This is a genomic window from Pseudomonas sp. (genome assembly GCF_030684895.1).
In the GTDB taxonomy this organism is placed as follows: domain Bacteria; phylum Pseudomonadota; class Gammaproteobacteria; order Pseudomonadales; family Pseudomonadaceae; genus Aquipseudomonas.
The window spans coordinates 1-23,839 of the sequence record NZ_JAUXXP010000050.1 but is presented as its reverse complement, the minus strand read 5'-3'; the positions used below and the strand labels follow the sequence as shown (position 1 = coordinate 23,839).

Sequence of the window (23,839 nt, the reverse complement as noted above, 5' to 3'; positions counted from 1 at the left end):
CCGCCCATCTCGGGCTGCTTGATTCAGAAAGCTAGTGTGCCAGTGCGCACCCGGTGTGGCTATCGGCGCAGCACCAGATAGACGCCGCCGGCGAGCATCAGCCAGCTCGGCCAGGCCGCCAGGCTCAGCAGCAGGCCCTGAGTAGCGGCGCCGCCGATCAGTGCTGCACCGAGCAAGCGGGCCGGCCATTGGCGGCTGATCGCAGGTTGTGCCGGGTGGCTGGCCGGTTGCTGGTTGAGGCGCTCGAGGGTTTCACGGGCAATTTGCGACAGGTGCGGGACTTGCTCGGCCTGCAGTTGCAGGTTGCGCAGCAGGTGCAGCGGGCTGATGCGCTCACGCATCCAGCGTTCGAGAAACGGCTGCGCGGTGCTCCAAAGATCCAGATCGGGGTAGAGCTGGCGGCCTAGGCCTTCGATATTCAGCAGGGTTTTCTGCAGCAGCACCAGCTGCGGCTGCACTTCCATATTGAAGCGTCGCGCGGTTTGGAAAAGGCGCAGCAGCACCTGGCCAAAGGAGATGTCCTTCAGCGGCTTCTCGAAAATCGGCTCGCACACCGTGCGGATCGCCGCCTCGAAATCATTGATCTTGGTTTCTGCTGGCACCCAGCCAGAGTCGATATGCAACTGCGCCACACGACGGTAATCGCGCTTGAAGAAGGCAATCAGGTTGCGCGCCAGGTAGTCCTGATCTTCGGCGGTAAGGCTGCCGATAATGCCGCAGTCGATGGCGATGTACTGCGGGTTCCAGGGCGTGCGGGTGCTGACGAAGATATTGCCGGGGTGCATGTCGGCGTGGAAGAAACTGTCGCGGAACACCTGGGTGAAGAAAATCTCCACGCCACGCTCGGCCAGCAGTTTCATATCGGTGCGCTGGTCGGCCAGGGTTTCCAGGTCGGTGACCTGAATACCGTAGATGCGCTCCATCACCAGCACCTTCGGCCGGCAATAGTCCCAGTACACCTGCGGCACATAGAGCAGGGGCGAGCCTTCAAAGTTGCGCCGCAGCTGGCTGGCGTTGGCAGCCTCGCGCAACAGGTCGAGTTCGTCGTAGATGGTCTTTTCGTAATCGCTGACCACTTCCACCGGGCGCAGCCTGCGGGCATCGGCGGAGGCGCGCTCGGCCAGTTTGGCGAGCAAGAACAGCCAGGCGATGTCCTGTTCGATTACCGGTTTCAGGCCGGGGCGAATGACCTTGACCACCACCTCTTCGCCGCTTTTCAGCTGCGCGGCATGCACCTGGGCGACGGAGGCCGAGGCCAGTGGTTGAGCGTCAAAACGGGCAAACACCTCGCTGACCTTGGCGCCCAACTGGGACTCGATCAGCGCCTGCGATTGCGCGGGGTCGAAGGGCGGTACCTGATCCTGCAGCTTGGCCAGCTCGTCAGCGATATCAGTGGGCAACAGGTCGCGGCGGGTGGATAGCAGCTGGCCGAACTTGATAAAAATCGGCCCTAGTTCCTCCAGCGCCAGGCGCAGACGTGCACCGCGCGACAGCAGCAAGTCGCGACGTGGCAGCCAGCGCCACGGCAATACATAACGCAGCACGCGTGCCCAGAGGGGCAGCGGCAGGGCGAATAACAAATCGTCCAGCTGGTAGCGGATGACTACGCGCTGGATACGCAACAGACGACGAACGGCAAGCAGCTTCATGCGATGGGCTTATGGCGTTGGGCGAGGCGCTCGATGCGCGCGTCGAGTCGGTCGAGGGACAGCTTGAGGTGGTCCAGTTCGGCGAAGCGCGCATCGGCTTCGCGCTGGCCGACCAGGCTGCGGGATTCTTCACTGAGGTAATCGGCCAGGTTCAGGCGCAGGCTGTCGAGGGCCTGACTGCTCCAGTTCACCCGGCTGCGCAGATGGCCACCGAGCAGCTGGCTGCCGACTGGGCCGAGCCAGCGTGACAATTCGTATTCCCAGTCCAGCTCCAGGTCCTGCAGGATGCCAGCCAGCTCCAGCAGGGCGGCGCTGTCGCCATCCAGACTGACGTCCGAGCTGTGCAGGATGCTGGTCTTGTCGCGGCTCAGTGCCAGGCGCAGCAGGCTGGCAGCGGGGGCACGCAGGTGGCAATCCGCTTCGCCAGCCCACTGCGCGGCCAGTTGCAGGCCGCTGGCGCTGGGCAATATAAACAGCTGCAGATTCGGTGCGGCGCATTCGACGGCAATCACCCGGCCACTCAAACGCGCCAGGCGCGGCAGCGCGGTGCTGTCCATGGCCAATACGCGGTTAAGGCCGAGTTCGACGCCGGCCAGCAGCCCGGTGAGCAGCATCAGGGCTTGATGCCGCGGTGCAGGGCGACGATGCCGCCGGTCATGTTGTGGAAGGTCACGCGCTCGAAGCCGGCTTCAACCATCATCGCCTTGAGGGTGTCCTGATCCGGGTGCATACGGATCGACTCGGCCAGGTAGCGGTAGCTTTCGGCGTCATTGGTGATCAGCTTGCCGGCCAGCGGCATAAACTTGAACGAGTAGGCATCGTAGAACTTCGACAGCAGCGGGCTGGAGGGTTTGGAGAACTCCAAAATCAGCAAGCGGCCGCCGGGCTTGAGTACGCGCAGCATCGAACGGATGGCGTCCTCTTTATGCGTCACGTTGCGCAGGCCGAAGGCGATGGTCACCACGTCGAAGTGGTTGTCGGGGAACGGCAGCTTTTCCGCATCGGCCTGGACGAAGCTGACGTTGCCGGCCACGCCTTTGTCGAGCAGACGATCACGGCCGACACGCAGCATCGATTCGTTGATGTCGGCCAGCACCACTTCGCCGGTCGGGCCGACCAGGCTGGAGAACTTGCGGGTCAGATCGCCCGTGCCGCCGGCAATATCCAGCACCCGGTTACCGCTGCGCACACCAGACAGTTCGATGGTGAAACGCTTCCACAGGCGGTGCATGCCGCCTGACAGCACGTCGTTCATCAGGTCGTACTTGGCCGCCACGGAGTGGAAGACTTCGGCGACTTTCTCCGCCTTCTGGCTTTCCGGCACGCTCTGGAAACCAAAGTGCGTGGTGGGTTCGCTGTCGCTGCTCTTGCGCGGATCGTTCATCGTGGCCTTTCCTAAAACACAGAGGCTGCATCTAAAGTGGCGGCCATTCTAAACCCAAAAAGCCCCGCTGGGTTTGGGCCTTGCGCGGCAAACAACAAAGTTGTGCGGCCTACTGAATGCGGGAGTTGCTTGCAGCTTGCGGCCTGTAGCCTTGCTATAGTCGCAGCGACTTAAGGTCGCAGTTAACTGGCGAGGAGAAATGCCATGGCCAAGATCACCGTCGAACGTCCCCACTCTTTGGGGCGCGAAGTCGCTCGGGAGAAAGCCGAGCAACTGGCCGAGCGCCTGGCTCGCGAATACGACGTGCGTTATCGCTGGAACGGCGACAACCTGGAGTTCAAGCGCAGCGGTGCGGATGGGCGTATTGAAGTGCATGAGCACAGTGTGCGTGTGCAGCTCAGTCTGGGGCTGTTGTTGTCGGCGATGAGCAGCAGCATCAAGCGGGAAATCGAAGAGGTGCTGGATAAAAATCTGCAGGCGTGAGGTGCTGTTTAAAATGGCTCTGGGCAATTTTTGATGGCCTGCCATCCCTGGCGGCCACCCTGCGGGCCGTCGCTGCGCGACGTTAAAAATTGCTCCCGGCAAATTTTTGATGGCTTGCCATCCTTGGCAGCCACCCTTCGGGCCGTTGCTGCGCAACGTTAAAAACTGCTCCCGGCAGTTTTTTCTCACGCTTAGTATGCGGTTTCTAATTTTCATCGATACCGTGCTCCTAAGCCTGCATTCCGTGGGCGTTTCCTCGAAACACTTAGAGTGAGGTGCACCATGTCGAAAGTTGCCGTTAAAAAGAAAGCTGTCGTTGAAGAAACCACCAGCGTGCTGAGCGACGCAAAAGTGTACGCCCGCAAGATTTACTTGGCCGGCCTGGGCGCTTACGCCAAAGCAGGTCAGGAAGGTGCCGAATACTTCAAAGAACTCGTGAAGAGCGGCGAAGGCGTTGAAAAACAAGGCAAAAAACTGGTCAACGAACAAGTTGAAGCAGCCAACAGCCAGATCGACAGCGTTAAGAACACTGTCACCAGCAACGTCAGCAGCGTGAAAGGCAAGTTTGAAGTGCAGCTCGACAAGATCGAGAAAGCCTTCGACAACCGTGTTGCCAGCGCCCTGAACCGCATTGGTATCCCGTCCAAGCAGGATGTTGAAGCACTCTCTGCTAAGCTGGATGAGCTGAGCGCGTTGCTCGAGCACGTCGCGCGTACCAAGTAAGGAGAGCAGGATGGCTGTCAAAAAGAAAACCGAAAAGCAAACCACTTCCTGGATCGGCGAAGTAGAAAAATACTCGCGTCAGATCTGGCTGGCTGGTTTGGGTGCCTACTCCAAGGTCAGCAAGGACGGCAACAAGCTGTTCGACACGCTGGTCAAGGATGGCGAAAAAGCTGAGAAGCAAGCCAAGACCGAAGTCGACAAGCAAGTTGGCGCAGTGAAGTCCACTGTGGGTTCGAAAGTGGATACTGCCAAATCGAAAGTCGATGAAGTCAAAGACAAGGCTATTGGCAAGTGGGGCGAGCTGGAAGAAGCCTTCGACAAGCGTCTGAACAATGCCATTTCGCGTCTCGGTGTACCGAGCCGCAATGAAGTGAAAGCGCTCAACGCCAAAGTTGAAAGCCTGACCAAGCAGATCGAGCAACTGACCGGGGTTTCGGTCAAGTCGGTCAAGCCTGCCGTCAAGAAGGTTGCTGCCAAGCCTGCCGCTAAACCAGCTGCCAAGCCGGTCGCCAAAGCTGCAGCTAAGCCAGCGGCCAAACCTGCTGCCAAGCCTGCCGCTAAACCGGTAGCCAAGGCTGCAGCCAAGCCAGCTGCTAAACCTGCCGCCAAGCCGGTTGCCAAAGCAGCCGCTAAACCAGCAGCCAAGCCCGCCGCTAAACCGGCAGTCAAAGCTGCAGCCAAGCCGGCGCCAGCCAAACCGGCTGCTCCGGTGGCCGCTGCTGCACCTGCTCCGGCAGCCGCACCTGCTGCACCCGTGACACCTGCCGCCCAGTCGTAAGACGCGCAGCAGTCAACGCAAACGCCCGGCCTAGTGCCGGGCGTTTGCGTTTAGGCGTGTGGGTTAATCTTCCAGGTAACGCTGCGCCAGATGTTCTGCAGCGTAGCGCGACTCTTCGGCCAGGTGCGGAGCCACCAGCATCATCACCTGATAGACCACCAGGCGGCTCTCGCCTTCGCGGCCGATGATGCGTTGGTAGTCCAGCGAAAACAGCAGGGTCAGGGTGATCTGCTCAACCAGCTGGCCCAGCGCCTGGGTATCGCTTTGCAGTTGGCCATCGAGCTGCAGTTGCGCCAGCAGTTCGGCCAGGGTGCGCTTTAAGCTATTGAGCCAGTGACGCATGCCGCGTTCAAGTTTCGGCAGGCGGCTGGTCAGGTTGGACAGGTCCTGGAACAGAAAGCGGTAGTGCGCCAGGCGCTCGACGATCAGGTGCAGAAACAGCCAGTAATCCTCCACATCCAGCTGCACGTCTTCCGGCGGTGAAAGCAGCGGCGCCAGTTCCGCTTGAAAACGTTCGAACAGCCCGAGGATCAGCGGTTCCTTGCCGTGGAAGTGGTAGTACAGATTGCCCGGGCTGATGCCCAGTTCGTTGGCGATTTCCAGGGTGGAGACATTCGGTTCGCCCTTCTGGTTGAACAGCAGCAGGGCACATTCAAGGATTCTGTCGCGGGTTTTCATCCGGTCTTCTTATTCTGGCCGCGGGAAGGTTGACGATACCTGGCCGCAATGGCTTGCGGCCAGTCTGATCACGTATGGCTTAGCGTTTAGCGCACATGCACATAGGTGCCGGGCGCGGCTTCCATGGCTGGGTAATTCTGGTTGCCCAGGGCCATCAGGGTGTCCTTCTGCTCGCCCGAACGCTCCTGCATCCAGTTCAGCCACACTGGCCACCAGCTGCCTTGCACGTGCTGGGCATCGTGGTACCAGGCGCGTGGGTCGCCGGTGAGTTTGGGATTTTCCATGTAGTTGGATTTTGGGTTGCCCGGCGGGTTGAGGATGCTCTGAATATGCCCGCTGTTGGACAGGATAAAACGCCTGTCACCACCGAGCAGCAGGGTTGAGCGGTACACCGCATCCCAGGGCGTGATGTGGTCGTTGATCCCGGCGACGCTGAAGCTGTCCACCGTAACCTTCTGCAGATCGACTGGGGTGCCGCAGACTTCCAGGCCGCGTGGGTGGGTCAGCGGGTTGTGCTTGAAGAAGTCGATCAGGTCGCCATGCAGGGCTGCGGGCAGGCGAGTGTTGTCGTTGTTCCAGTAGAGAATGTCGAAAGCAGGCGGCTGCTTGCCGAGCAGGTAGTTGTTGATCCAGTAATTCCAGATCAGATCATTCGGCCGCATCCAGGCGAATACCCGCGCCATGTCGCGACCATCCAGTACGCCCTGTTGATAGGAGCGGCGCTTGGCAGCTTCGAGGGTAAGCTCGTCGGCAAACAACATGGCCGGGCTGTCGATCTGGCTGTCGAGTAGGCTGACCATATAGGTGGCGCTGGCGACTTTGCGCAGCTGGCGTTTGGCCTGCAAATGGCCCTGTAGGGCGGCGATGGTCAGGCCGCCGGCGCAGGCACCGAGCAGGTTGACGTCCTTGCTGCCAGTGATTTCCCGACAGGCATCAATAGCTACTTCGAGTGCTTCCACGTAGCTCGACAGGCCCCACTCGCGATGCCGTGGATCGGGGTTGCGCCAGCTGACCACGAAGGTCTGCAGGCCGTTCTTCAGTGCGTACTGAACGAAGCTCTTCTCGCTGGAGAGGTCGAAAATATAGAACTTGTTGATTTGCGGCGGCACGATCAGCAGCGGCTTGCTGTACTGCTTTTCGCTCAGTGGCTTGTACTGGATCAGCTCCAGCAGCTCGCTGCGAAACACCACGGCGCCGTTGGTGGTGGCCAGGTTACGGCCGACCTCGAAGGCATGTTTGCTGACCTGGCTGGGCATGCCGTCGTTGTTTACCAGGTCGTCGAACAGATGCGTTACACCCTTGAGCAGGCTGCTGCCGCCGGTGTTGAACAGTTCTTTGATCACCTGGGGGTTGAGCAGGGTGTTGGACGGCGCCAGGGCATCGCCCAGCAGCGTGGCGACAAAGCGCGCGCGGGCGCGGTCATCGGCATCCAGATTGCTCTCGTCGATCCAGTTGTTCAGCTGTTTCTGGCAGGCCAGGTAGGCTTGCAGGCTGCGGCTGTAAATTGGGTTATCACGCCAGGTCGGATCGGCGAAGCGCGGGTCTTGCGGGTTGACCTTGAACGGCTTGTCGCCCATCAGCACGCGCCCCAGTTGGCCGCCCAACGCAGCAACATGCCGGGCGCTGTGAATGGGCTGTTTGATCCCTTGCAGGGCCAGGCCACGCAAGGTGGACAGCAGGTCACGGCCGCGTAGACCGACCACTGCGTTTTGGGCGTTCATCACGCTGCTGCGTACAGGCAAGGCGCGTTTGGCTGGTTGGTCTCGCATTGGGCAACACTCCGTCGTCAAACCATGAGACTTCAATAAGCAGCAAGGCTTATACCAATGCGCGCGCAAGGTGCATTCCAGACTGCCGCGCGCCAAGTCTCAGGTAATACAACGTGCCCGGTAGTGGGTCAAGCACTGAGGTGCAGGCACAGCCTCGGTGCAGGGTATTTTTGTCTGTGCCCAACCAAGGTGCGGTCAGCCAAGCGTGCGAGCAGGCGCGGGCTGCGGGTGCATGACCGCGCGCTGCCGTTCTTCCTCGAGGAATTTCATGATGATCGGCGCCACGGCTTCGGCGCGGGTTACTAGAAACAGGTGGCCATCGTCGATCACGTGCAGTTCCGAGTTGGGGATGCGCCAGGCCAGCAGGCGCATATTCACCAGCGGGATCAGCGGATCGTCGTCACCGGCCATCACCAGTGTTGGTTGGCGGATCTTGTGCAGCCAGTGAATGCTGGTCCAGCCTAACCCTGCGAACAGCTGCCAGTAGTAGCCCATCTTGCCGCCCGAACGGACTTTACTGGCATGCGCCAGGGCCAGTTTCGGGTCGCGGCGGAATGCGCCACCGTAGATTTCCGGTGCAATCTGCACGCCGTAGGACGGCTGCACATAGCGCCGCGGGCTGGCCATGCACCAGAGCACCTTGGGTTTGCCGGGCACCATCACCGCACCGGCCGAGGTGGCCGCGAGGATCAGCTTCTTGCAGCGTTCCGGGTAGTCATGGGCGAACTGCTGCGCCAGGGCGCCGCCCCAGGACACGCCAATCGCATTGACCTGACCGTAGTCGAGGTAATCGAGCATGCGCGCGGCGAGTTTGGCCAGGCCTGGAAAGCGATACGGCGTGCTGGGCGTGGAGGAGCCGCCAACGCCGGGTACGTCGAAGGCGATGACCTCCAGACCAGGGTCCAGGGCGCGCACGAAGGGCATGACCAGCTCCAGGTTGGCCCCGATGCCGTTGAAGATCAGCAGCGGGGTCATCTTGCCGTTGCCGGGGCGAACCGCGGTACGGATGGTCTGGCCGTCCAATTCAATGGTGCGGAATACGAAAGGTAGCGACATGCGCAAAAGCCCTATCAATTAAAACGCTGGATCAGACCCTCCGGGTCTTTTCCAGAAACGCCAGGGCAAAGCCTGGTTCGCCTCACCCGCGCAAATGAGCGGGTGGGCGAGCGACACCTCCAGTGCCGCGGGCAGTGTTGCGCAGTGCGCAGGTGATCAACGTTCGTGAACGTAGGTGCCGGGGGCTGCTTCGCCGGCCGGGTATTTCTTGTTGCCCAGTTGGCTCGGTGCCTTTTTCTGCGCGCCGGAGCGCTCGCCAAGCCAGACCTGCCAATGCAGCCACCAGGAGTCGGCGTGCTTGGTCGAGCTGGCTTGCCAGGTTTTCGGGTCCGCGTGCATCTGGGTGTTGGTCATGTAGCGTGATTTCGGGTTACCCGGCGGGTTGAGAATGCTCTGGATATGCCCGCTGTTGGACAGAATGAACTCGACATTGCCACCAAACAGCTTGGCGGACTTGTAGCACGACTCCCACGGCGTGATGTGGTCGGTGGTGCCGGCCACGCAGTAGAGGTCGCTGGTGACCTGCTTGAGGTCGACCGGGGTGCCGCAGACTTCCAGTGCGCCCGCGCGGATCAGCGGGTTGGAGGTAAACATGTCGATAAATTCGCCATGCAGGGCAGCGGGCAGGCGCGTGGTGTCGTTGTTCCAGTAGAGGATATCGAACACCGGCGGCTCGTTGCCGAGCAGGTAGTTGTTGACCCAGTAGTTCCAGATCAGGTCGTTGGGGCGCATCCAGGCGAACACCTTGGCCATGTCGCTGCCTTCCAGTACGCCGGCCTGGTAGGAGCGGCGCTTGGCCATCTCCAGGCTTTTCTCGTCGGCGAACAGCGCCACATCGGTTTCCAGGCGGTTGTCGAGCACGCTGACCAGCAGGGTCAGGGCATGCACCTTCTTCTCACCCAGCGCGGCGTAATGGCCCAACAGCGAGGTGGTGGTCAGGCCGCCGGAGCAGGCGCCGAGCATATTGATGTCTTTGCTGCCAGTGACGGCGGTAACCACGTCGATGGCTTCTTTCAGCGCTTCGATATAGGTCGACAGGCCCCACTCGCGGTGGGCCTTGGTCGGGTTGCGCCAGCTCACCACGAAGGTCTGGATGCCGTTGCGCAACAGGAAGCGCGCCACGCTCTTTTCCGGTGACAGGTCGAACACGTAGAACTTGTTGATCTGCGGCGGCACCACCAGCAGTGGGCGCTCGTGCACCTGCTCGGTGATCGGCTTGTACTGGATCAGCTCCAGCAGATCGTTGCGGAAAATCACCGCGCCGTCGGTGGTGGCCAGGCTTTTGCCGACCTCGAAGGCATTCATGTTGACCTGGCTGGGCATGCCACCGTTGTTGACGATGTCCTGGGCCAGGTGCGACAGACCGTCGAGCAGGCTCTTGCCGCCGGTTTCAAAGAAGCGTTTGACCGCAGCCGGGTTGGCCATGCTATTGCTTGGGGCCATGGCTTCGGTCATCAGGTTGATCACGAAGTGGCCACGGCTGGCATCCTGTTCGGACAGGTTGCTGTGCTCGACCCAGTCATGCAGCTCCTTGCGCCAGGCCAGGTAGGTCTGCAGGTAACGGCGGTACAGCGGATTCTGGCTCCAGGCGGGATCGGCAAAGCGCCGGTCGCCATCGGCGGGGGTGAGGTCGGATTGGCCGAGCATCACGTTCTTCAGCTCCAGGCTGAAGTGGGCAAGGTGTTTGGCGCTGTGCAGCGGTTGCTTGAGGGCTTGCTTGAGCACTACTCGGGCGGAGCTAAGTAGGTCTTTACCGCGGATGCCGATCACCGGGTTAAGGCCCAATGTGTTCTCGGAGGCCTGGTGCTTCAGGTCATCGTTATTCTTATCTGTCATCTACAACGCTCCATTGTCCTGAGACGAAATACCGGCGTAAGGCTGTGCACGGCGACACAGGGCTAGAACCTGCTCCAAGTCTGCTGCGCGTCGGTCCTGCTGCGTTAAGAGCAGACTCGGAATGCTCATGTACAAAAGTACACTCCGCTTCCTCGCCTGTTCTTGCCTTGCATGACTCTAGCTCGCGAGACTTTGAACAGGTTCCATGAACCAGGTATTGCCCGGATTACCAAGGGCGGATCACTCCGCAATCTTCCTCGTCGCAAGGGCTGCCTGGCGCGAGAAACTTCCAACTACTTGGTTACCCGAGTTTGAGAATTTGTGCAAGCTGGCCGCGATCCAGGCCGAATGCGCGATGAGTATGCCGGGAAGGATTAGAAAATGCGCTCTAACCGGTCAGGATCAACGGGCTAGACGGGCTGCTGCGCTGCGGCAGATTGCCGCTTGGCGGGGCGCGAGTGAGGAAATAGCTGAAGCACCTGAGTCAATTCCTGACGGCATGTCGTCAGGGCGCTTCAGAGCAGCAGTTTGACCACGCTTTCGCTGGGGTCGCGGGACTTGCCGGCGGCGGCCAGGGTGGCGAGGTAATCGCTCCACAGTTCGCTCTGGCGCAGGGATAGTTGCTCCAGGTAATCCCAGGTGAACAGGCCGCTGTCGTGGCCGTCATCGAAGGTCAATTTCAGCGCGTAATTGCCAGCGGGCTCGATCTTGCTCAGGCCGACGCCGAGCTTGCCGGTTTGCAGGATCGGCTTGCCGTGGCCCTGCACTTCCGCCGACGGCGAATGCACACGTAGAAACTCGGCGGGCAGGGTGTAGCGCTCGTTGTCCCCGTAGTGCAGCTCCAGGGTTTTCGAGGCTTTGTGCAGTTTGATCGCCGTGGGGATACGCATGCTCGATTCCAGAGGCGGTGTAGCCCGGATGCAATCCGGGGGCTTCGCGATGAGCGGCCCCGGATTGCATCCGGGCTACGGGGTGGGGTGGTTAAAGAATATAGCGCGACAGGTCTTCATCCTGCGCCAGCTCGCCGAGGTGACTGTTGACGTAGGCGGCGTCGATCACGATCGGCGTGCCGTTCTGCTGGCCGGCCAGGTCGCCCGCGCTGAAAGACACTTCCTCGAGCAGACGTTCGAGCAGGGTGTGCAGGCGGCGCGCGCCGATGTTCTCGGTCTTCTCGTTGACCTGATAGGCAATCTCGGCAATGCGCTTGATGCCCTCGGCAACAAACTGGATGCCCAGGCCTTCGGTGTTCAGCAGTGCGGCGTATTGCTCTGTCAGCGAGGCGTGCGGCTCGGTGAGGATGCGCTCGAAGTCCTGCGGGGTCAGGGCTTTCAGCTCCACACGAATTGGCAGGCGGCCCTGCAGCTCAGGCACCAGGTCGCTCGGCTTGCTCAGGTGGAACGCGCCGGAGGCGATAAACAGGATGTGGTCGGTTTTCACCATGCCCAGCTTGGTGTTCACCGTGCAGCCTTCGATCAGCGGCAGCAGGTCGCGCTGTACGCCTTCGCGGGATACGTCGGCGCCGCCGGTATTGCCGCGCTTGGCGACCTTGTCGATCTCGTCGATAAACACGATGCCGTTCTGTTCCACGGCTTCCAGAGCCTGGGCCTTGAGTTCTTCCTCGTTGACCAGGCGCGCGGCTTCTTCATCGCGCACCAGTTTCAGGGCTTCCTTGACCTTGAGCTTGCGGCTCTTCTTCTTGCCCTTGCCCATGTTGGAGAACAGGCTTTGCAGCTGGTTGGTCATCTCTTCCATGCCCGGCGGGGTCATGATTTCGATGCCGGCCGGGGCGTCGGCCACTTCGATCTCGATGTCCTTGTCGTCCAGCTGGCCTTCGCGCAGGCGCTTGCGGAACAGCTGGCGGGTGTTGGAGTCGCTGCCCGGTGCGGCTTCCTCGCTGAAACCGGTGCGGGCTGGTGGCAGCAGAGCATCGAGGATGCGCTCTTCAGCGGCATCTTCGGCGCGGTGGCGCACCTTGATCATCTCCTGCTCGCGCAGCATCTTGATCGCCGCATCGGCGAGGTCACGGATGATCGACTCGACATCACGGCCGACATAGCCGACCTCGGTGAATTTGGTCGCTTCCACCTTGATAAACGGCGCATTGGCCAGCTTGGCCAGGCGCCGGGCAATTTCAGTCTTGCCGACGCCGGTCGGGCCGATCATCAGGATGTTCTTCGGCGTGACTTCGGCGCGCAGCTCAAGCGGCAGCTGCATGCGCCGCCAGCGGTTGCGCAGGGCGATGGCCACGGCGCGCTTGGCGTCGTCCTGACCGATGATATGGCGGTTGAGTTCGTGAACGATCTCGCGGGGCGTCATGGACATGCGGCGATACTCCAGAGGAAGACGCGCTTATTCAGCGCAATCCTCCTCCTCAATTGTCAGGGTTTGGTTAGTGAAGACACAGATGGAACCGGCAATGTTCAGTGCGGTTTCGGTGATTTCACGGGCGCTCAGGTCGGTTTTCTGCAGCAGGGCCATGGCCGCGGCCTGGGCGAAGCCGCCACCGGAGCCCATGGCGATCAGGCCGTGCTCGGGCTCAACCACGTCGCCGTTGCCGGTGATGATCAGCGAGGCGTCCTTGTTGGCCACGGCCAGCATGGCTTCCAGGCGGCTCAGCGAGCGGTCGGTGCGCCAGTCTTTGGCCAGCTCGACGGCGGCGCGTACCAGATGGCCCTGGTGTTTCTCCAGCTGGCCTTCAAAGCGTTCAAACAGGGTAAAGGCGTCGGCGGTGGCACCGGCGAAGCCAGCCAGCACCTGGCCGTGGTACAGGCGGCGAACTTTCTTCGCGTTGCCTTTCATCACGGTATTGCCAAGGGACACCTGGCCGTCGCCGCCCATGACGACTTTGCCGTTGCGGCGCACTGAAACGATGGTGGTCAAGGGGAGAGTCTCCACGCAGCGGGGCGAAAGTGCCCAATGCTGAGAGAAGTGGGGGCAGCGATGCCCTGCTTCAAGCCCTGGGGCATCCGCTGTCCGACAAATAGTCGTCAGAACCTGTCTCGGAATCTGCTGCGCGTCGGCCAAACTGCGTTGAAAACGGCTTCGGAATGCTCATTTACAACTCGTAAACTCCGCTTCCTCAGCCGCTTGACCAGCCGGAGGCTGTTACTAACGTAGCGCCTTGTTTTGCTCTAGCTCGCGAGATCCGAAACAGGTTCTTGGAGTGCGCCACAGGGCCTGAGCTTACTGGCTTTGCCGTTGCTGTAACAACAGATTGCTAAAGCCGCTGGCCGCCAGAGATTTCTGCGCCTGACCGAGCTGTTCGCGGGTGGCGAAGGGGCCGACCAGCACGCGGTGCCAGGTTTCCTCGCGCACGGTGCCGGATTCCACCTGCACGCTTTGCCCGAGCAGGATGATCTGCGCGCGCAGGCTGTCGGCGTCGTCCTTGCGGCGGAAAGAGCCAGCCTGGAGGAAGAACTGCGAGCTCACCGGGCCCTTGGCGACCACTGGCGGCGGTGGCGGCACCTGGCCGTTAAGTGCAGCTTCGGCACGGGCGGCGTCGATCTTCGCGGCTTCTTCCGGGGTGACCGGTTTCTGCGCGGGCGGGGCGACGGGTTCGATGCTTTGCGGCGGCAGAATCACTTCCGACTCCGGCAGCAGGGTGTAGAAGTCGTACTTGGGCTTGGCCGGCTCGCTGGTCGCAGGCTTGGCGGCAGCTGCTTTGCTGGCCTGAGCAACGCGCGCCTGTTCGACCTTGCTGCGCTTGATCTCATCGCGGCCCGGTTCGAGGCTGAATAGAAACACCATAAAACCGCCGATCACCAGGCCGCAAACCAGCCAGAACCAACCCGGCACCGGCTTTTTCGCCGGTGCTTGGTAACGGCTGGCGCCGCGTTTGGCGGCGGGCTTTTTCTTGGCGGCCACTTACATGCGCTCCAGGGTTTCCAGGCCGAGCAGTTCCAGGCCCTGCTTGAGCGTGCGCGCAGTCAGCGCGGCCAGGCGCAGGCGGCTGTTGCGCACAGCGATGTCCTCGGTGGAGAGGATCGGGCAGTTCTCGTAGAAGCTCGAGAACAAGCCGGCCAGGTCATACAGGTAGGCGCAGAGCAAGTGCGGCTCGCCCTTGTCGGCCACGCTGGCGAGCACTTCCGCGAACTGCGCGAGCTTGCCGGCCAGTTCGATTTCATGGGCGGCCTGCAGGTCGAGGCTGCCTTCGAGCTGCTCAAAGCCCTTGCCCAGCTTGCGGAACACGCTGGCCACGCGGGTGTAGGCGTACAGCAGGTACGGCGCGGTGTTGCCCTCGAAGCTCAGCATCAGCTCGAAGTTGAAGCGGTAATCGCTGGTGCGGTGCTTGGACAGGTCGGCGTATTTCACTGCGCCGATGCCCACGGCGCGGGCGATCTGCCGTAGTTCGGCTTCGTCCAGTTCGGGGTTCTTGCCTTTGACCAGGGCGTAGGCGCGCTCTTCGGCTTCATCGAGCAGGTCGACCAGCTTCACCGTGCCGCCATCGCGGGTCTTGAACGGGCGGCCATCGGCGCCATTCATGGTGCCGAAGCCCATATGTTCCAGCTGCATGTTGGCAGGCACGAAACCGGCCAGGCGCGCGGCGGTGAAGACCATCTGGAAGTGCAGAGCCTGGCGCTGATCGACGAAGTACAGCGCGCGGTCCGCCTTGAGTACGTTGGCGCGGTAGCGGGTAGCGGCCAGGTCGGTGGTGGCGTACAGGTAGCCGCCGCCAGCTTTTTGCACGATCAGCGGCAGCGGGTTGTCTTCGGCGTTCTTGAACTGCTCCATGAACACGCACTGGGCGCCATCGCTCTCGCTGAGCAGGCCCTTGGCCTTGAGGTCAGCGACTACGTTGGCCAGGTCGTCGTTGTAGGCGCTCTCGCCCTTGACGTCGGCCATGCTCAGCTTCACGCCAAGGCGGTCATACAACGCCTGGCAGTGGCTCAGGGAAATATCGTTGAAGCGGTGCCACAGGCGCAGGCATTCTGCATCGCCGGCTTGCAACTGCACCACCAGCTCGCGGGCACGCTCGGCGAACTCGGCAGAGTCGTCGAAGCGCTTCTTCGCCGCGCGGTAGAAGCCTTCCAGATCGGCCAGCTCGCTTTCGGCGGCCTCTGGGTTTTCCTGCATATAAGCCAGCAGCATGCCGAACTGGGTGCCCCAGTCGCCGACGTGGTTCTGCCGGATTACTTCGTCACCGAGGAACTCCAGCACCCGCGCCACGCCGTCACCGATGATGGTTGAGCGCAGGTGGCCCACGTGCATCTCTTTGGCCAGGTTAGGGGCCGACAGGTCGACTACCACACGCTGCGCGGGGCCATTTTTGCGCACGCCGAGCTTGGCATCGGCCAGCAGGGCATCCAGGCGCGCGGCCAGGGCTTCGGTGTCTTGGTAGAAATTGAGAAAACCCGGGCCGGCGATTTCGACCTTACTGATGTCGGCATCGGCGGGGAGCGAGGCGATCAGCTTTTCAGCCAGGTCGCGCGGCTTCATGCCGGCTGGCTTGGCCAGCATCATGGCGATGTTGCTGGCGAAATCACCGTGGGTTTTGTCTTTGGTGTTCTCCACCTGAATGGCCGGGCTCAGGCCTTCGGGCAGCACGCCGTCGGCGGTGAGGCGGGTCAGGGCTTGCTGAATCAGGTGGCGAATGCTGTCTTTCATGGTCTGCTCGGTCGGCCGTTGGGGCGGCGGCGCACAATGGCGCTGGTTGAAAACTGCGCATTATCGACGCCCTTCGCCCGCAGCTTCAAGCAGCGTGTGGTTTTGACCGGTTAAAGGCAGGCGAGCCGTGGTGTAGCCCGGATGCAATCCGGGGCGCATCGGCCCCGGCAAAGCCGCTCCCGGATTGCATCCGGGCTACGGCTGATCGCGCTGACTACGCGGAGCGCTGCGCGGTGCCACGCACGGCTGCGTTACCGGCGACAAAATACGGCGCGGTGCTGCGTGGCAGCGGGGCGCGGCCACGGATTTTGTCGGCAATCTTCTCGGCCATCATGATGGTCGGCGCGTTGAGGTTGCCGGTGACGATCAGCGGCATGATCGACGCATCCACTACCCGCAGACCTTTTACGCCATGCACCCGGCCCTGGCCGTCGACCACTGCCATGTCGTCTTCGCCCATCTTGCAGGAACATGACGGATGGTAGGCCGTTTCTGCATGTTCGCGGATAAAGGCGTCCAGTTCGGCATCGCTTTGCAGTTCGATGCCCGGGCTCAGCTCGCGACCGCGATACGGGTCCAGCGCCGATTGCGCCATGATTTCGCGGGTGATGCGGATGCCATCGCGGAATTCGCGCCAGTCCTGCTCGTGGGCCATGTAGTTAAAGAGGATGCTTGGGTGCTGGCGCGGGTCCTTGGATTTGACCTGAATGCGCCCACGGCTCGGCGAGCGCATGGAGCCCATGTGCGCCTGGAAGCCGTGTTCCTTCACCGCGTTGCTGCCGTTGTAGTTAATTGCCACCGGCAGGAAGTGGTACTGGATATTCGGCCATTCGAACTCGCTGCTTGAGCGGATAAAACCGCCGGCCTCGAATTGGTTGCTGGCGCCGATGCCTTTGCCGAGGAACAGCCAATTGGCGCCGATCATCGGCTGGTTCCACCATTGCAGCGCCGGGTACAGCGACACCGGCTGCTTGCAGGCGTACTGCAGGTACACCTCCAGGTGGTCCTGCAGGTTCTGGCCGACGCCTGGCAGGTCGTGCACCAAGGGGATGCCCAGCTCGCGCAGCAGCGCCGCCGGGCCGACGCCGGAGCGTTGCAGTACCTGCGGGGAAGCAATCGCGCCGCCGCACAGCAGCACTTCGCGGCGCGCGATGACGGTGATCGGTGTGTCGTTGTCGCCGAGCAGATACGCCACGCCGCTGGCGCGTTTGCCGCTGAACAAAATGCGGTCGGTCAGGGCGTGGGTAACGATGGTCAGGTTCGGCCGTTCGCGGGCTTGATCGAGATAGCCGCGCGCGGTGCTGGAACGGCGGCCCTTGGGCGTAACGGTACGGTCCATCGGGCCGAAGCCTTCCTGCTGGTAGCCGTTGAGGTCGTCGGTGCGCGGATAACCGGCCTGCACGCCGGCTTCGATCATGGCGTGGAATAGCGGGTTATTGCCGTTCTTCGGGGTGGTTACCGATACGGGGCCATCACCACCGTGGTAGGCGTTGGCGCCGATATCACGGGTTTCCGCTTTGCGGAAATACGGCAGGCAATCCAGGTAGCTCCAGTCTTCCAGACCCTTTCCCGCAGCCCAGCCGTCGTAGTCCATGGCGTTGCCACGGATGTAGCACATGCCGTTGATCAAGGACGAGCCGCCCAGGCCCTTGCCGCGCCCGCATTCCATACGGCGGTTGTTCATATGCGGCTCGGGTTCGGTCAGGTAGGCCCAGTTGTAACGCCGGCCTTGCAGCGGAAAGGCCAGGGCGGCGGGCATCTGGGTGCGGAAATCCAGGCGGTAATCCGGGCCGCCGGCTTCCAGCAGCAGCACGCTGACGTCGGCATCTTCAGTCAGACGGGTGGCCAGCACGTTACCGGCCGAGCCGGCGCCGATGATGATGTAGTCGAATTCCTGGGGCATAAAAGCTCCTGTAGCCCGGATGCACTCCGGGGAAAACGCGGTGACTGTTCCCGGATTGCATCCGGGCTACGGGGCGGTGAAGACCGGGTGATCGGGTTGCCGTATGGATAGCAGTCGGTCTGTCGGAGGGGCTTTAGCCGCGACACCGTTCGCGGCTAAAGCCCCTCCCACGGATAAGATGCTTAAAACACCGAGGTGTAGCCGCCCAGCTCGACCTGTACCGATTTGATCCGCGTGTAGTGCGCCAGGGTGGTTAGGCCGTTTTCGCGGCCGACGCCGGACTGCTTGTAGCCGCCCACCGGCATTTCCGCAGGCGACTCGCCCCAGGTGTTGATCCAGCAGATACCGGCTTCCAGTTTGTGGATCACCCGGTGCGCGCGGTTCAGGTCGCGGGTGACCACGCCGGCGGCCAGGCCGTATTCGGTGGCGTTGGCGCGGCGGATCACTTCGTCTTCGCTGTCGTAAACCAGAATACTCATCACCGGGCCGAAGATTTCCTCACGCACGATGGTCATGCTGTCGTTGCAGTCGGTGAACACGGTCGGCGCGACATAGGCGCCCTTGGCGTAGTCGCCCTCGGTGACGCGGTTGCCGCCGATCAGCAGGCGCGCGCCTTCGCTGCGGCCTTTTTCGATATAGCCGAGCACGCTGTCCATATGCGCCGCGCTGACCAGCGGGCCGAAGTTGGTGGTCTCGGCAAGCGGGTCGCCGAGGCGGATGCGTTTGACCCGCTCAACCACCTTGGCTTCGAAGCGCGCCTGCAGCATGCGCGGCACAAACACGCGGGTGCCGTTGGTGCAGACCTGGCCGGAGCTGTAGAAGTTGGCCATCACCGCGATATCGGCGGCGCGGTCGAGGTCGGCGTCCTCGAAGATGATCAGCGGCGACTTGCCGCCCAGCTCCATGGTCACTTCCTTGAGCGACGAGCTGGAGGCGCTGGCCATGACCTTCTTGCCGGTCACGGTGCCGCCGGTAAAGGAAATCTTCTCGATGCCCGGATGCTCGGTCAGCCACTGGCCAACTTCCCGGCCGCTGCCGGTAAGCACGTTGAACACGCCATCCGGCACGCCGGCGGCGCTGTAGATTTCCGCCAGTTTCAGCGCGCTTAGCGAGGTCACTTCGCTCGGTTTGAAGATCATCGCGTTGCCGGCGGCCAGGGCCGGGGCGGATTTCCACAGGGCGATCTGGATCGGGTAGTTCCACGCGCCAATACCGGCGACCACACCCAGCGGCTCGCGGCGGGTGTAGACGAAGCTGGTGTCGCGCAGCGGGATCTGCTCGCCTTCGATGGCCGGAATCAAGCCGGCGTAGTACTCCAGCACGTCCGCACCAGTGACGATATCGACGTAGCGGGTTTCGCTCAGCGGCTTGCCAGTGTCGAGGGTTTCCAGCTCGGCCAGCTCATCGTTGCGCTCGCGCAGAATATCCACGGCCTTGCGCAGGATGCGCGAACGCTGCATGGCGGTCATCGCTGCCCACACCTTCTGCCCGGCAGTGGCGCTAGCCACAGCCAGTTCCACGTCCGCCTGGCTGGCGCGCTGCACGCGGGCCAGTACTTCGCCGGTGGCGGGGTTGATGCTGTCGAAGGTCTCGCCGCTGCTGGCCGTTACATAACGGCCGCCAATAAAGAGCTGCTGTTCGTCGAAGCGGGGCATGGCGCGTTCCTCGTGTGCGGTGGGCGACGCGAGCCGCCTGGTGCAGGTCGTCGGTGTAGGCAATATAGACGCAAGGCTAAATTATCTTAATTGAACGATCAATCAATAAAAACGACAGGGCACAGTCAAACGCGACACGCAGGGCGTGTCGGTGGCGGTATTGGGGCTCTACGAGATCTGTAGGAGCGGGCTTGCCCGCGATGCTTTTGAGTCAGCAAGAGATCGCGGGCAAGCCCGCTCCTACAAGAGCTGAGCACTCCCATAGCAGTCCACTCAGCCATCGCCTCGGTTGAAGGTGTGCGAGGTTTACTGCGCCTTGGCCAACTGCAGATCGAGGTATTCGTAGGCGATCTCGATCGCCTGGCGGGTGTCGAAGCCTTCGCCGGACAGCGCCCCGCGCAGCCACAAGCCATCGATCAATGCCGCCAGGCCACGGGCCGCGCTGCGCGCCTGCTCCTGCGGCAATACTCGGCTGAATTGCCCGCACAGGTTGGAATACAGGCGGTGATCGTTGACCCGCTGCAAACGCCGCAGCGCCGGCTGGTGCATGCTGGTGGCCCAGAACGCCAGCCAGGTTTTCATCGCCGGGCCGTTGACCTGGCTGTCATCGAAGTTGCCTTCAATCATCGCCCGCAGGTGCTCGCGCGGCTGGTCCGGCGGCAAGCTGGCGCGGCGTTCGCGCACGGCATCGCTGAGCGCCTTCATCAGGTGGCGCATGGTGGCGTCGAGCAGGCCGTTCTTGTCGCGGAAATAGTGGCTGATGATGCCATTGGAGACCCCGGCGATCCGCGCGATATAGGCGATGCTGGCATCGCTCATGCCGACCTGATCAACCGCTTCGAGGGTGGCCGCGATCAATTGCGAGCGGCGGATCGGTTGCATTCCGACCTTGGGCATCTGCTTCTCCATCGATGGGGGCATCCCCGGAATGCGCGCAGTCTAGGCCGGTTATTGTTGAACGATCAATCAAACATGACGTTCCAGGGATGACCTGTCGGTCAGGGGCATGCCGCTGCGCGAGGGCCGACGGAGCTAGCTTTCAGGCTGATCGGCGGCGGTTTTATCGACGCCCGCGCCTGCGCGAGCAATCAGCTGAACGGGCGGCACGCTAAAGCGAAAATCGCAATACGCCGCGCCGCCTGCAATGGTTTGCCTACGTTGCAGCGTCACGCCCCAGTCGCTGGCCATGCGGTAATCCAGGCTGCACGCGGCAAAGTGGGTCAGCTCCGGCGCACCCTGCTCGCGCAGGTAACTGGCCAGTGGGCACACCTGCACATCAAATGCCACGCCAGCGACGGCGGGCAGATTTGTGCGGCGGAAAGGGCGGGTAAACACCAGGCGAAACAGCGCATCGAGCAGCCAATGGATGCGCGCCTGTAAGCGGCTGCTGCGCAGGCGCGACAGCTTGAACGCCAGGGCGCTGGCCGGGGCGAAGATCTGCCAGTTGATCTGCTCAATCCACTCGCCGGCCTGCTGCTGGCCTATGCCGTGCTCCTGCAAGGCGCGGTACAGCGCGTAATCCCACTGCATATAACGCAGCAGCAGATTCACCCCCGGCGAATGGCGCAGCCGCGTGCCTTGCAATTCGCTTTGTACTTCCAGGGTTCTGGCCCATACCGCAGCCGCCGTGGTTGCCGGCAAACACGCACCCAGCTGCGTCTGCGCCGCCCGGCGAAAGGCGATGCGCGGGAGATAAACCAGCAGCAGGGCCAGCGGCTTCATTGGCTGTCTTTGGCTCTGGCGATGGCCGCATTTAGCGCCGCCTTGGCCAGTGGGCTGTTCTTCCAGCAGGTGCTGCCGAGCATGGCGGCAACCATCTCGGCGATATCCTCGGCCCGGTAAGTGGCCAGCTGCGCCAGGGAGTCGATGCCTAGCTCCTCGAAGCGCTTGATCACCGTGGGGCCAACGCCCTTGATGGCGAGCAGGCTAAGGCGTTCGGTTTGGTTAAAAGCCATGGGCGACGTCCTGTCCGCTGGTTGTGCGCGTTAGCGCGGGTCTACATCGGCGATCAGTGCGAGCAAGTCGGTCACGCCGATATCCTGACCGGCCTGGTGTAGCAAGGTGCTGGCCTGGCCGCGATGGTGGGTTTGATGATTGAAGAAATGCAGCATCAGGCTGGCATACGGGCGTTGCGCCGGCACGCCCTTCATATTGCCGTAGGCCAGCACATATTCCAGGTCCGCCTCGCTCAGCGCTGCTACCCAGTCGCTGATATGCCCATCCAGTCGACTGCGCAAAGCGTGTAGCGGCGCGAAGGAGTCGAACAACAGCTGATCCAGCGCCACTGGCCGTTGCAGATCGCTGATCGCTTCGCGCAAGTCAGCGCAGGCCGGGTGCTCGGCAAAGCGCTTGAGCCAGATGATATCGGCCAGCGCAATATGGTTGAGCGTGGCGAGGATGGACGGGAAAAACGCCCCGCGATCTTCGCTCAGCGCCTGCGCCGACAGCTGGCCGGCAGCCGCGTAGAGCTTGTCATTCATCCACGCGTTATAGCGGGCCATTAACTGGAAGTGGGCTAGCTGGGACATGCGCTTAACTCGGCAATTAAGGTTCAGTCAGGCATCGAATACCGGGCGAAAGAAGGTGCGCTCGTAGCTGATCACGCACTGGGTCTCTTCCGCATATTTAAAGGCCGCCAGGCACTCGGCGTCGGCAAAGGATTTCAGCCGATACTGCTCGTACGCCGCCAGGCTGGGGAAGCTGAACATCGCCAGGCCGATATTGTTGGCACCTTCCGAGGGCAGAAAGTAACCGTGATGCGTGCCGCCAAACTTCGCCACCAGGGCAATCCACAGCTTGCCGTAATGCTCGAATTCCTTGAGCTTGCGCGGGTCGAGTACGTAGCGGATATGGCAGGTGATCATGGTGATCCCTCAATGATTGGAATGGCTACTTTAAACGGCTTGGTTGATGCGGCGGCTCAGTTGGGGCGAATGGGAGAAGGCTATTGCTGGACTTCTTCAAGGTTCTCTAGCGGCACCCAGCCTGATGCCGAGTCGCCCGTTCTTTCACACCAGAGCCAACCATTCAATGCTCTGGTGCCAACGAGTAAATCACCTTCTTGTACATCCAGCTCTCTGGCCGTGTAGTCATCCAGTGCGCGGCCGGTGGTGCCACCCAGGCGCTCAATAAGCTGACCCGGAACCCAGCCGGGCTGCTGACCCTGCGTGCTGCAAAGGAACCAATTGTCCCAGGCTTGCGCACCTTTATATTCCTCGCCTACCACAAGCGCTGCGCCCTTCTTGAACGTGATGGGGCTGGGGAATTCACTTTGATGCGGACGGGTGACGAGGTACTTCCTTGCGTGCATATAGCCTTCCTTTTTCTGGCTAGCGATCAGTGCGAACGGATTGAGCAATTTGGATGGGTTGCTCTGCGCTTACACAAACCAGAATTCAACCTCATCCGTATCAACCTCAAACAGAGCGGAGTGCTCAACGTTTGCAGGTACGTGATACCACTCGCCGACGCCAACTCTGATCGTTTGGTTATTTATGCTCAGGATCAATTCGCCGCGCGTAATCACGCCATGGTTATCGGTGTCGTGGGTATGCGGCGGGATGGAGGTGCCTGCGGGGTAGGAGGCAAACAGAACGGTGCTGTCTTTTGCTTCAAGCTTATAGGCGTCAAAGCGGCCGTCGAATAAAGGCAGTTGTTTGATTCTGTTTGGATATTGGCCAGGCATATGAGCGCTCTTCCTTGTAGTTCATCACGGCGTATTGAATTTATGGTTGTGAAGCGTCTTTGGTTTCGGCGATTAAATCCGACCCCGTTGGCTCGGGAGTAACGATTGAATCTTGGTTGGCTTCTTCGGCCAGTTTTAAGCGGTCGGCTTTGCTGATATAGGTAGATTTTTTCTTGGGTGCCAATTTGGCGTTGGCCTTTTTTGCATGGGCTTCTAGTAGCTGTTTGATTTTCTTGCGGCGGTTCATTGTTTTAGGCCGGGTCAGTTAAATGGGACATACAAAGAAAGCGGTTTGGTTGGGTTGTATAGTGGTGTGAGGGGGCTGGGTTGATCAAAAAAATGACTCTACCCCTAGTTTCTTGGGCCTTATGCCCCTGGTAGTCATGGTAATGGGCCGATACGGGATAGCAGCGAAGGCTTGTTGCGAAATGCGCTGAAAATGGCATCAATGCCCAAGACACTAACGACCGCAGCGGCGAGTAGGGGGCCGACAGTGCGATCAGACACGACGACAATTGCGACCGCAAGCACGACGAAGAATAGTCCGAAGACCGCGGTTACGATTCTGTAGTTGTTTGATCCGCCTGTACTTTTTTTCAGAGTTTCCTTAGGGATGGTCTGAAGTAGTCCCATATT

Annotated in this window: 26 protein-coding genes; 3 read left to right on the top strand and 23 right to left on the bottom strand. The window is 61.4% G+C overall.

Annotated features, from left to right (window positions below):
- Positions 1-59: 59 nt before the first annotated feature.
- From ubiB to ubiE, 3 genes are read right to left on the bottom strand one after another with little or no spacing between them, the layout of a single operon-like run.
- Positions 60-1,649 (bottom strand): ubiquinone biosynthesis regulatory protein kinase UbiB, encoded by a 1,590-nt coding sequence (gene ubiB / locus Q8M42_RS11055; protein WP_304867881.1) that lies wholly within the window; start codon positions 1,647-1,649, stop codon positions 60-62.
- On the bottom strand, positions 1,646-2,263 hold the full coding sequence (locus tag Q8M42_RS11050) for an SCP2 domain-containing protein (RefSeq protein ID WP_304867880.1): 618 nt from the start codon (positions 2,261-2,263) through the stop codon (positions 1,646-1,648). Before Q8M42_RS11050 ends, ubiB begins: the two co-directional genes overlap by 4 nt.
- Positions 2,263-3,033: a bifunctional demethylmenaquinone methyltransferase/2-methoxy-6-polyprenyl-1,4-benzoquinol methylase UbiE gene (gene ubiE, locus Q8M42_RS11045; RefSeq protein WP_090254901.1), complete on the bottom strand. Its 771-nt coding sequence runs from the start codon at positions 3,031-3,033 to the stop codon at positions 2,263-2,265. The genes Q8M42_RS11050 and ubiE overlap by 1 nt, the downstream gene beginning before the upstream one ends.
- A 204-nt stretch (positions 3,034-3,237) precedes the next feature.
- Here ubiE and Q8M42_RS11040 point away from each other — a divergent pair, with 204 nt between their 5' ends.
- The 3 genes from Q8M42_RS11040 (at position 3,238) to Q8M42_RS11030 (ending at position 5,017) form a co-directional block, all read left to right on the top strand.
- Positions 3,238-3,516, top strand: a complete 279-nt coding sequence (locus Q8M42_RS11040) for a polyhydroxyalkanoic acid system family protein (protein ID WP_275962236.1) — start codon at positions 3,238-3,240, stop codon at positions 3,514-3,516.
- A gap of 282 nt (positions 3,517-3,798) precedes the next feature.
- Positions 3,799-4,239, top strand: a complete 441-nt coding sequence (locus tag Q8M42_RS11035; protein WP_304867879.1) for a phasin family protein — start codon at positions 3,799-3,801, stop codon at positions 4,237-4,239.
- A gap of 10 nt (positions 4,240-4,249) precedes the next feature.
- A complete protein-coding gene (locus Q8M42_RS11030; RefSeq protein WP_304867878.1) occupies positions 4,250-5,017 on the top strand; it encodes a phasin family protein in 768 nt (255 codons plus the stop codon).
- A gap of 63 nt (positions 5,018-5,080) precedes the next feature.
- On the opposite strand, the gene Q8M42_RS11025 is transcribed toward Q8M42_RS11030, so the two are convergent.
- The 20 genes from Q8M42_RS11025 to Q8M42_RS10930 form a co-directional block, all read right to left on the bottom strand.
- Complete coding sequence (locus Q8M42_RS11025) at positions 5,081-5,695, bottom strand: TetR/AcrR family transcriptional regulator (protein WP_304867877.1); 615 nt, start codon at positions 5,693-5,695, stop codon at positions 5,081-5,083.
- Between the two features lie 86 nt (positions 5,696-5,781).
- Entirely contained in the window at positions 5,782-7,464 is a 1,683-nt protein-coding gene (gene phaC, locus Q8M42_RS11020) for a class II poly(R)-hydroxyalkanoic acid synthase (protein WP_304867876.1), read from the bottom strand.
- Positions 7,465-7,659: 195 nt separating this feature from the next.
- Positions 7,660-8,520, bottom strand: a complete 861-nt coding sequence (phaZ, locus tag Q8M42_RS11015) for a poly(3-hydroxyalkanoate) depolymerase (RefSeq protein ID WP_304867875.1) — start codon at positions 8,518-8,520, stop codon at positions 7,660-7,662.
- Between the two features lie 156 nt (positions 8,521-8,676).
- Positions 8,677-10,356, bottom strand: a complete 1,680-nt coding sequence (phaC, locus tag Q8M42_RS11010; protein WP_304867874.1) for a class II poly(R)-hydroxyalkanoic acid synthase — start codon at positions 10,354-10,356, stop codon at positions 8,677-8,679.
- A gap of 515 nt (positions 10,357-10,871) precedes the next feature.
- The gene (locus Q8M42_RS11005) at positions 10,872-11,246 is read right to left on the bottom strand and encodes a DUF971 domain-containing protein (RefSeq protein ID WP_304867873.1); all 375 of its coding nucleotides are present in this window, start codon (positions 11,244-11,246) and stop codon (positions 10,872-10,874) included.
- 91 nt (positions 11,247-11,337) lie between these two features.
- Positions 11,338-12,678 carry an HslU--HslV peptidase ATPase subunit gene (gene hslU, locus Q8M42_RS11000; protein ID WP_304867872.1) on the bottom strand — a complete coding sequence of 447 codons (1,341 nt, stop codon included), beginning with the start codon at positions 12,676-12,678 and terminating at the stop codon, positions 11,338-11,340.
- Positions 12,679-12,705: 27 nt separating this feature from the next.
- Complete coding sequence (gene hslV / locus Q8M42_RS10995; protein WP_090254921.1) at positions 12,706-13,236, bottom strand: ATP-dependent protease subunit HslV; 531 nt, start codon at positions 13,234-13,236, stop codon at positions 12,706-12,708.
- A 303-nt stretch (positions 13,237-13,539) separates the two neighbouring features.
- Positions 13,540-14,220, bottom strand: coding sequence for an SPOR domain-containing protein (locus Q8M42_RS10990; RefSeq protein ID WP_304867869.1), 681 nt, complete (start codon positions 14,218-14,220; stop codon positions 13,540-13,542).
- Complete coding sequence (gene argS, locus Q8M42_RS10985; RefSeq protein WP_304867867.1) at positions 14,221-15,960, bottom strand: arginine--tRNA ligase; 1,740 nt, start codon at positions 15,958-15,960, stop codon at positions 14,221-14,223.
- A gap of 214 nt (positions 15,961-16,174) precedes the next feature.
- Complete coding sequence (gene betA, locus Q8M42_RS10980; RefSeq protein WP_304867865.1) at positions 16,175-17,863, bottom strand: choline dehydrogenase; 1,689 nt, start codon at positions 17,861-17,863, stop codon at positions 16,175-16,177.
- A gap of 182 nt (positions 17,864-18,045) precedes the next feature.
- Positions 18,046-19,518 carry a betaine-aldehyde dehydrogenase gene (gene betB, locus Q8M42_RS10975; protein WP_304867864.1) on the bottom strand — a complete coding sequence of 491 codons (1,473 nt, stop codon included), beginning with the start codon at positions 19,516-19,518 and terminating at the stop codon, positions 18,046-18,048.
- Positions 19,519-19,824: 306 nt separating this feature from the next.
- Positions 19,825-20,415: a transcriptional regulator BetI gene (gene betI / locus Q8M42_RS10970; protein ID WP_304867862.1), complete on the bottom strand. Its 591-nt coding sequence runs from the start codon at positions 20,413-20,415 to the stop codon at positions 19,825-19,827.
- A gap of 135 nt (positions 20,416-20,550) precedes the next feature.
- Entirely contained in the window at positions 20,551-21,240 is a 690-nt protein-coding gene (locus tag Q8M42_RS10965; protein WP_304867860.1) for an L-2-amino-thiazoline-4-carboxylic acid hydrolase, read from the bottom strand.
- Positions 21,237-21,473, bottom strand: a complete 237-nt coding sequence (locus Q8M42_RS10960; protein WP_304867858.1) for a helix-hairpin-helix domain-containing protein — start codon at positions 21,471-21,473, stop codon at positions 21,237-21,239. Before Q8M42_RS10960 ends, Q8M42_RS10965 begins: the two co-directional genes overlap by 4 nt.
- 30 nt (positions 21,474-21,503) lie before the next feature.
- Positions 21,504-22,046: a DinB family protein gene (locus tag Q8M42_RS10955; RefSeq protein WP_304867856.1), complete on the bottom strand. Its 543-nt coding sequence runs from the start codon at positions 22,044-22,046 to the stop codon at positions 21,504-21,506.
- A gap of 27 nt (positions 22,047-22,073) precedes the next feature.
- Positions 22,074-22,382, bottom strand: coding sequence for an NIPSNAP family protein (locus Q8M42_RS10950; RefSeq protein ID WP_304867854.1), 309 nt, complete (start codon positions 22,380-22,382; stop codon positions 22,074-22,076).
- Between the two features lie 80 nt (positions 22,383-22,462).
- Entirely contained in the window at positions 22,463-22,876 is a 414-nt protein-coding gene (locus Q8M42_RS10945) for an SH3 domain-containing protein (RefSeq protein ID WP_304867852.1), read from the bottom strand.
- Between the two features lie 21 nt (positions 22,877-22,897).
- Entirely contained in the window at positions 22,898-23,203 is a 306-nt protein-coding gene (locus Q8M42_RS10940; protein ID WP_304867850.1) for a cupin domain-containing protein, read from the bottom strand.
- Positions 23,204-23,243: 40 nt separating this feature from the next.
- Positions 23,244-23,450 (bottom strand): DUF2986 domain-containing protein, encoded by a 207-nt coding sequence (locus tag Q8M42_RS10935; protein WP_304867848.1) that lies wholly within the window; start codon positions 23,448-23,450, stop codon positions 23,244-23,246.
- Between the two features lie 134 nt (positions 23,451-23,584).
- Positions 23,585-23,839 (bottom strand): hypothetical protein (locus tag Q8M42_RS10930; RefSeq protein ID WP_305284037.1); only part of this gene is annotated, 255 nt, incomplete at its 5' end.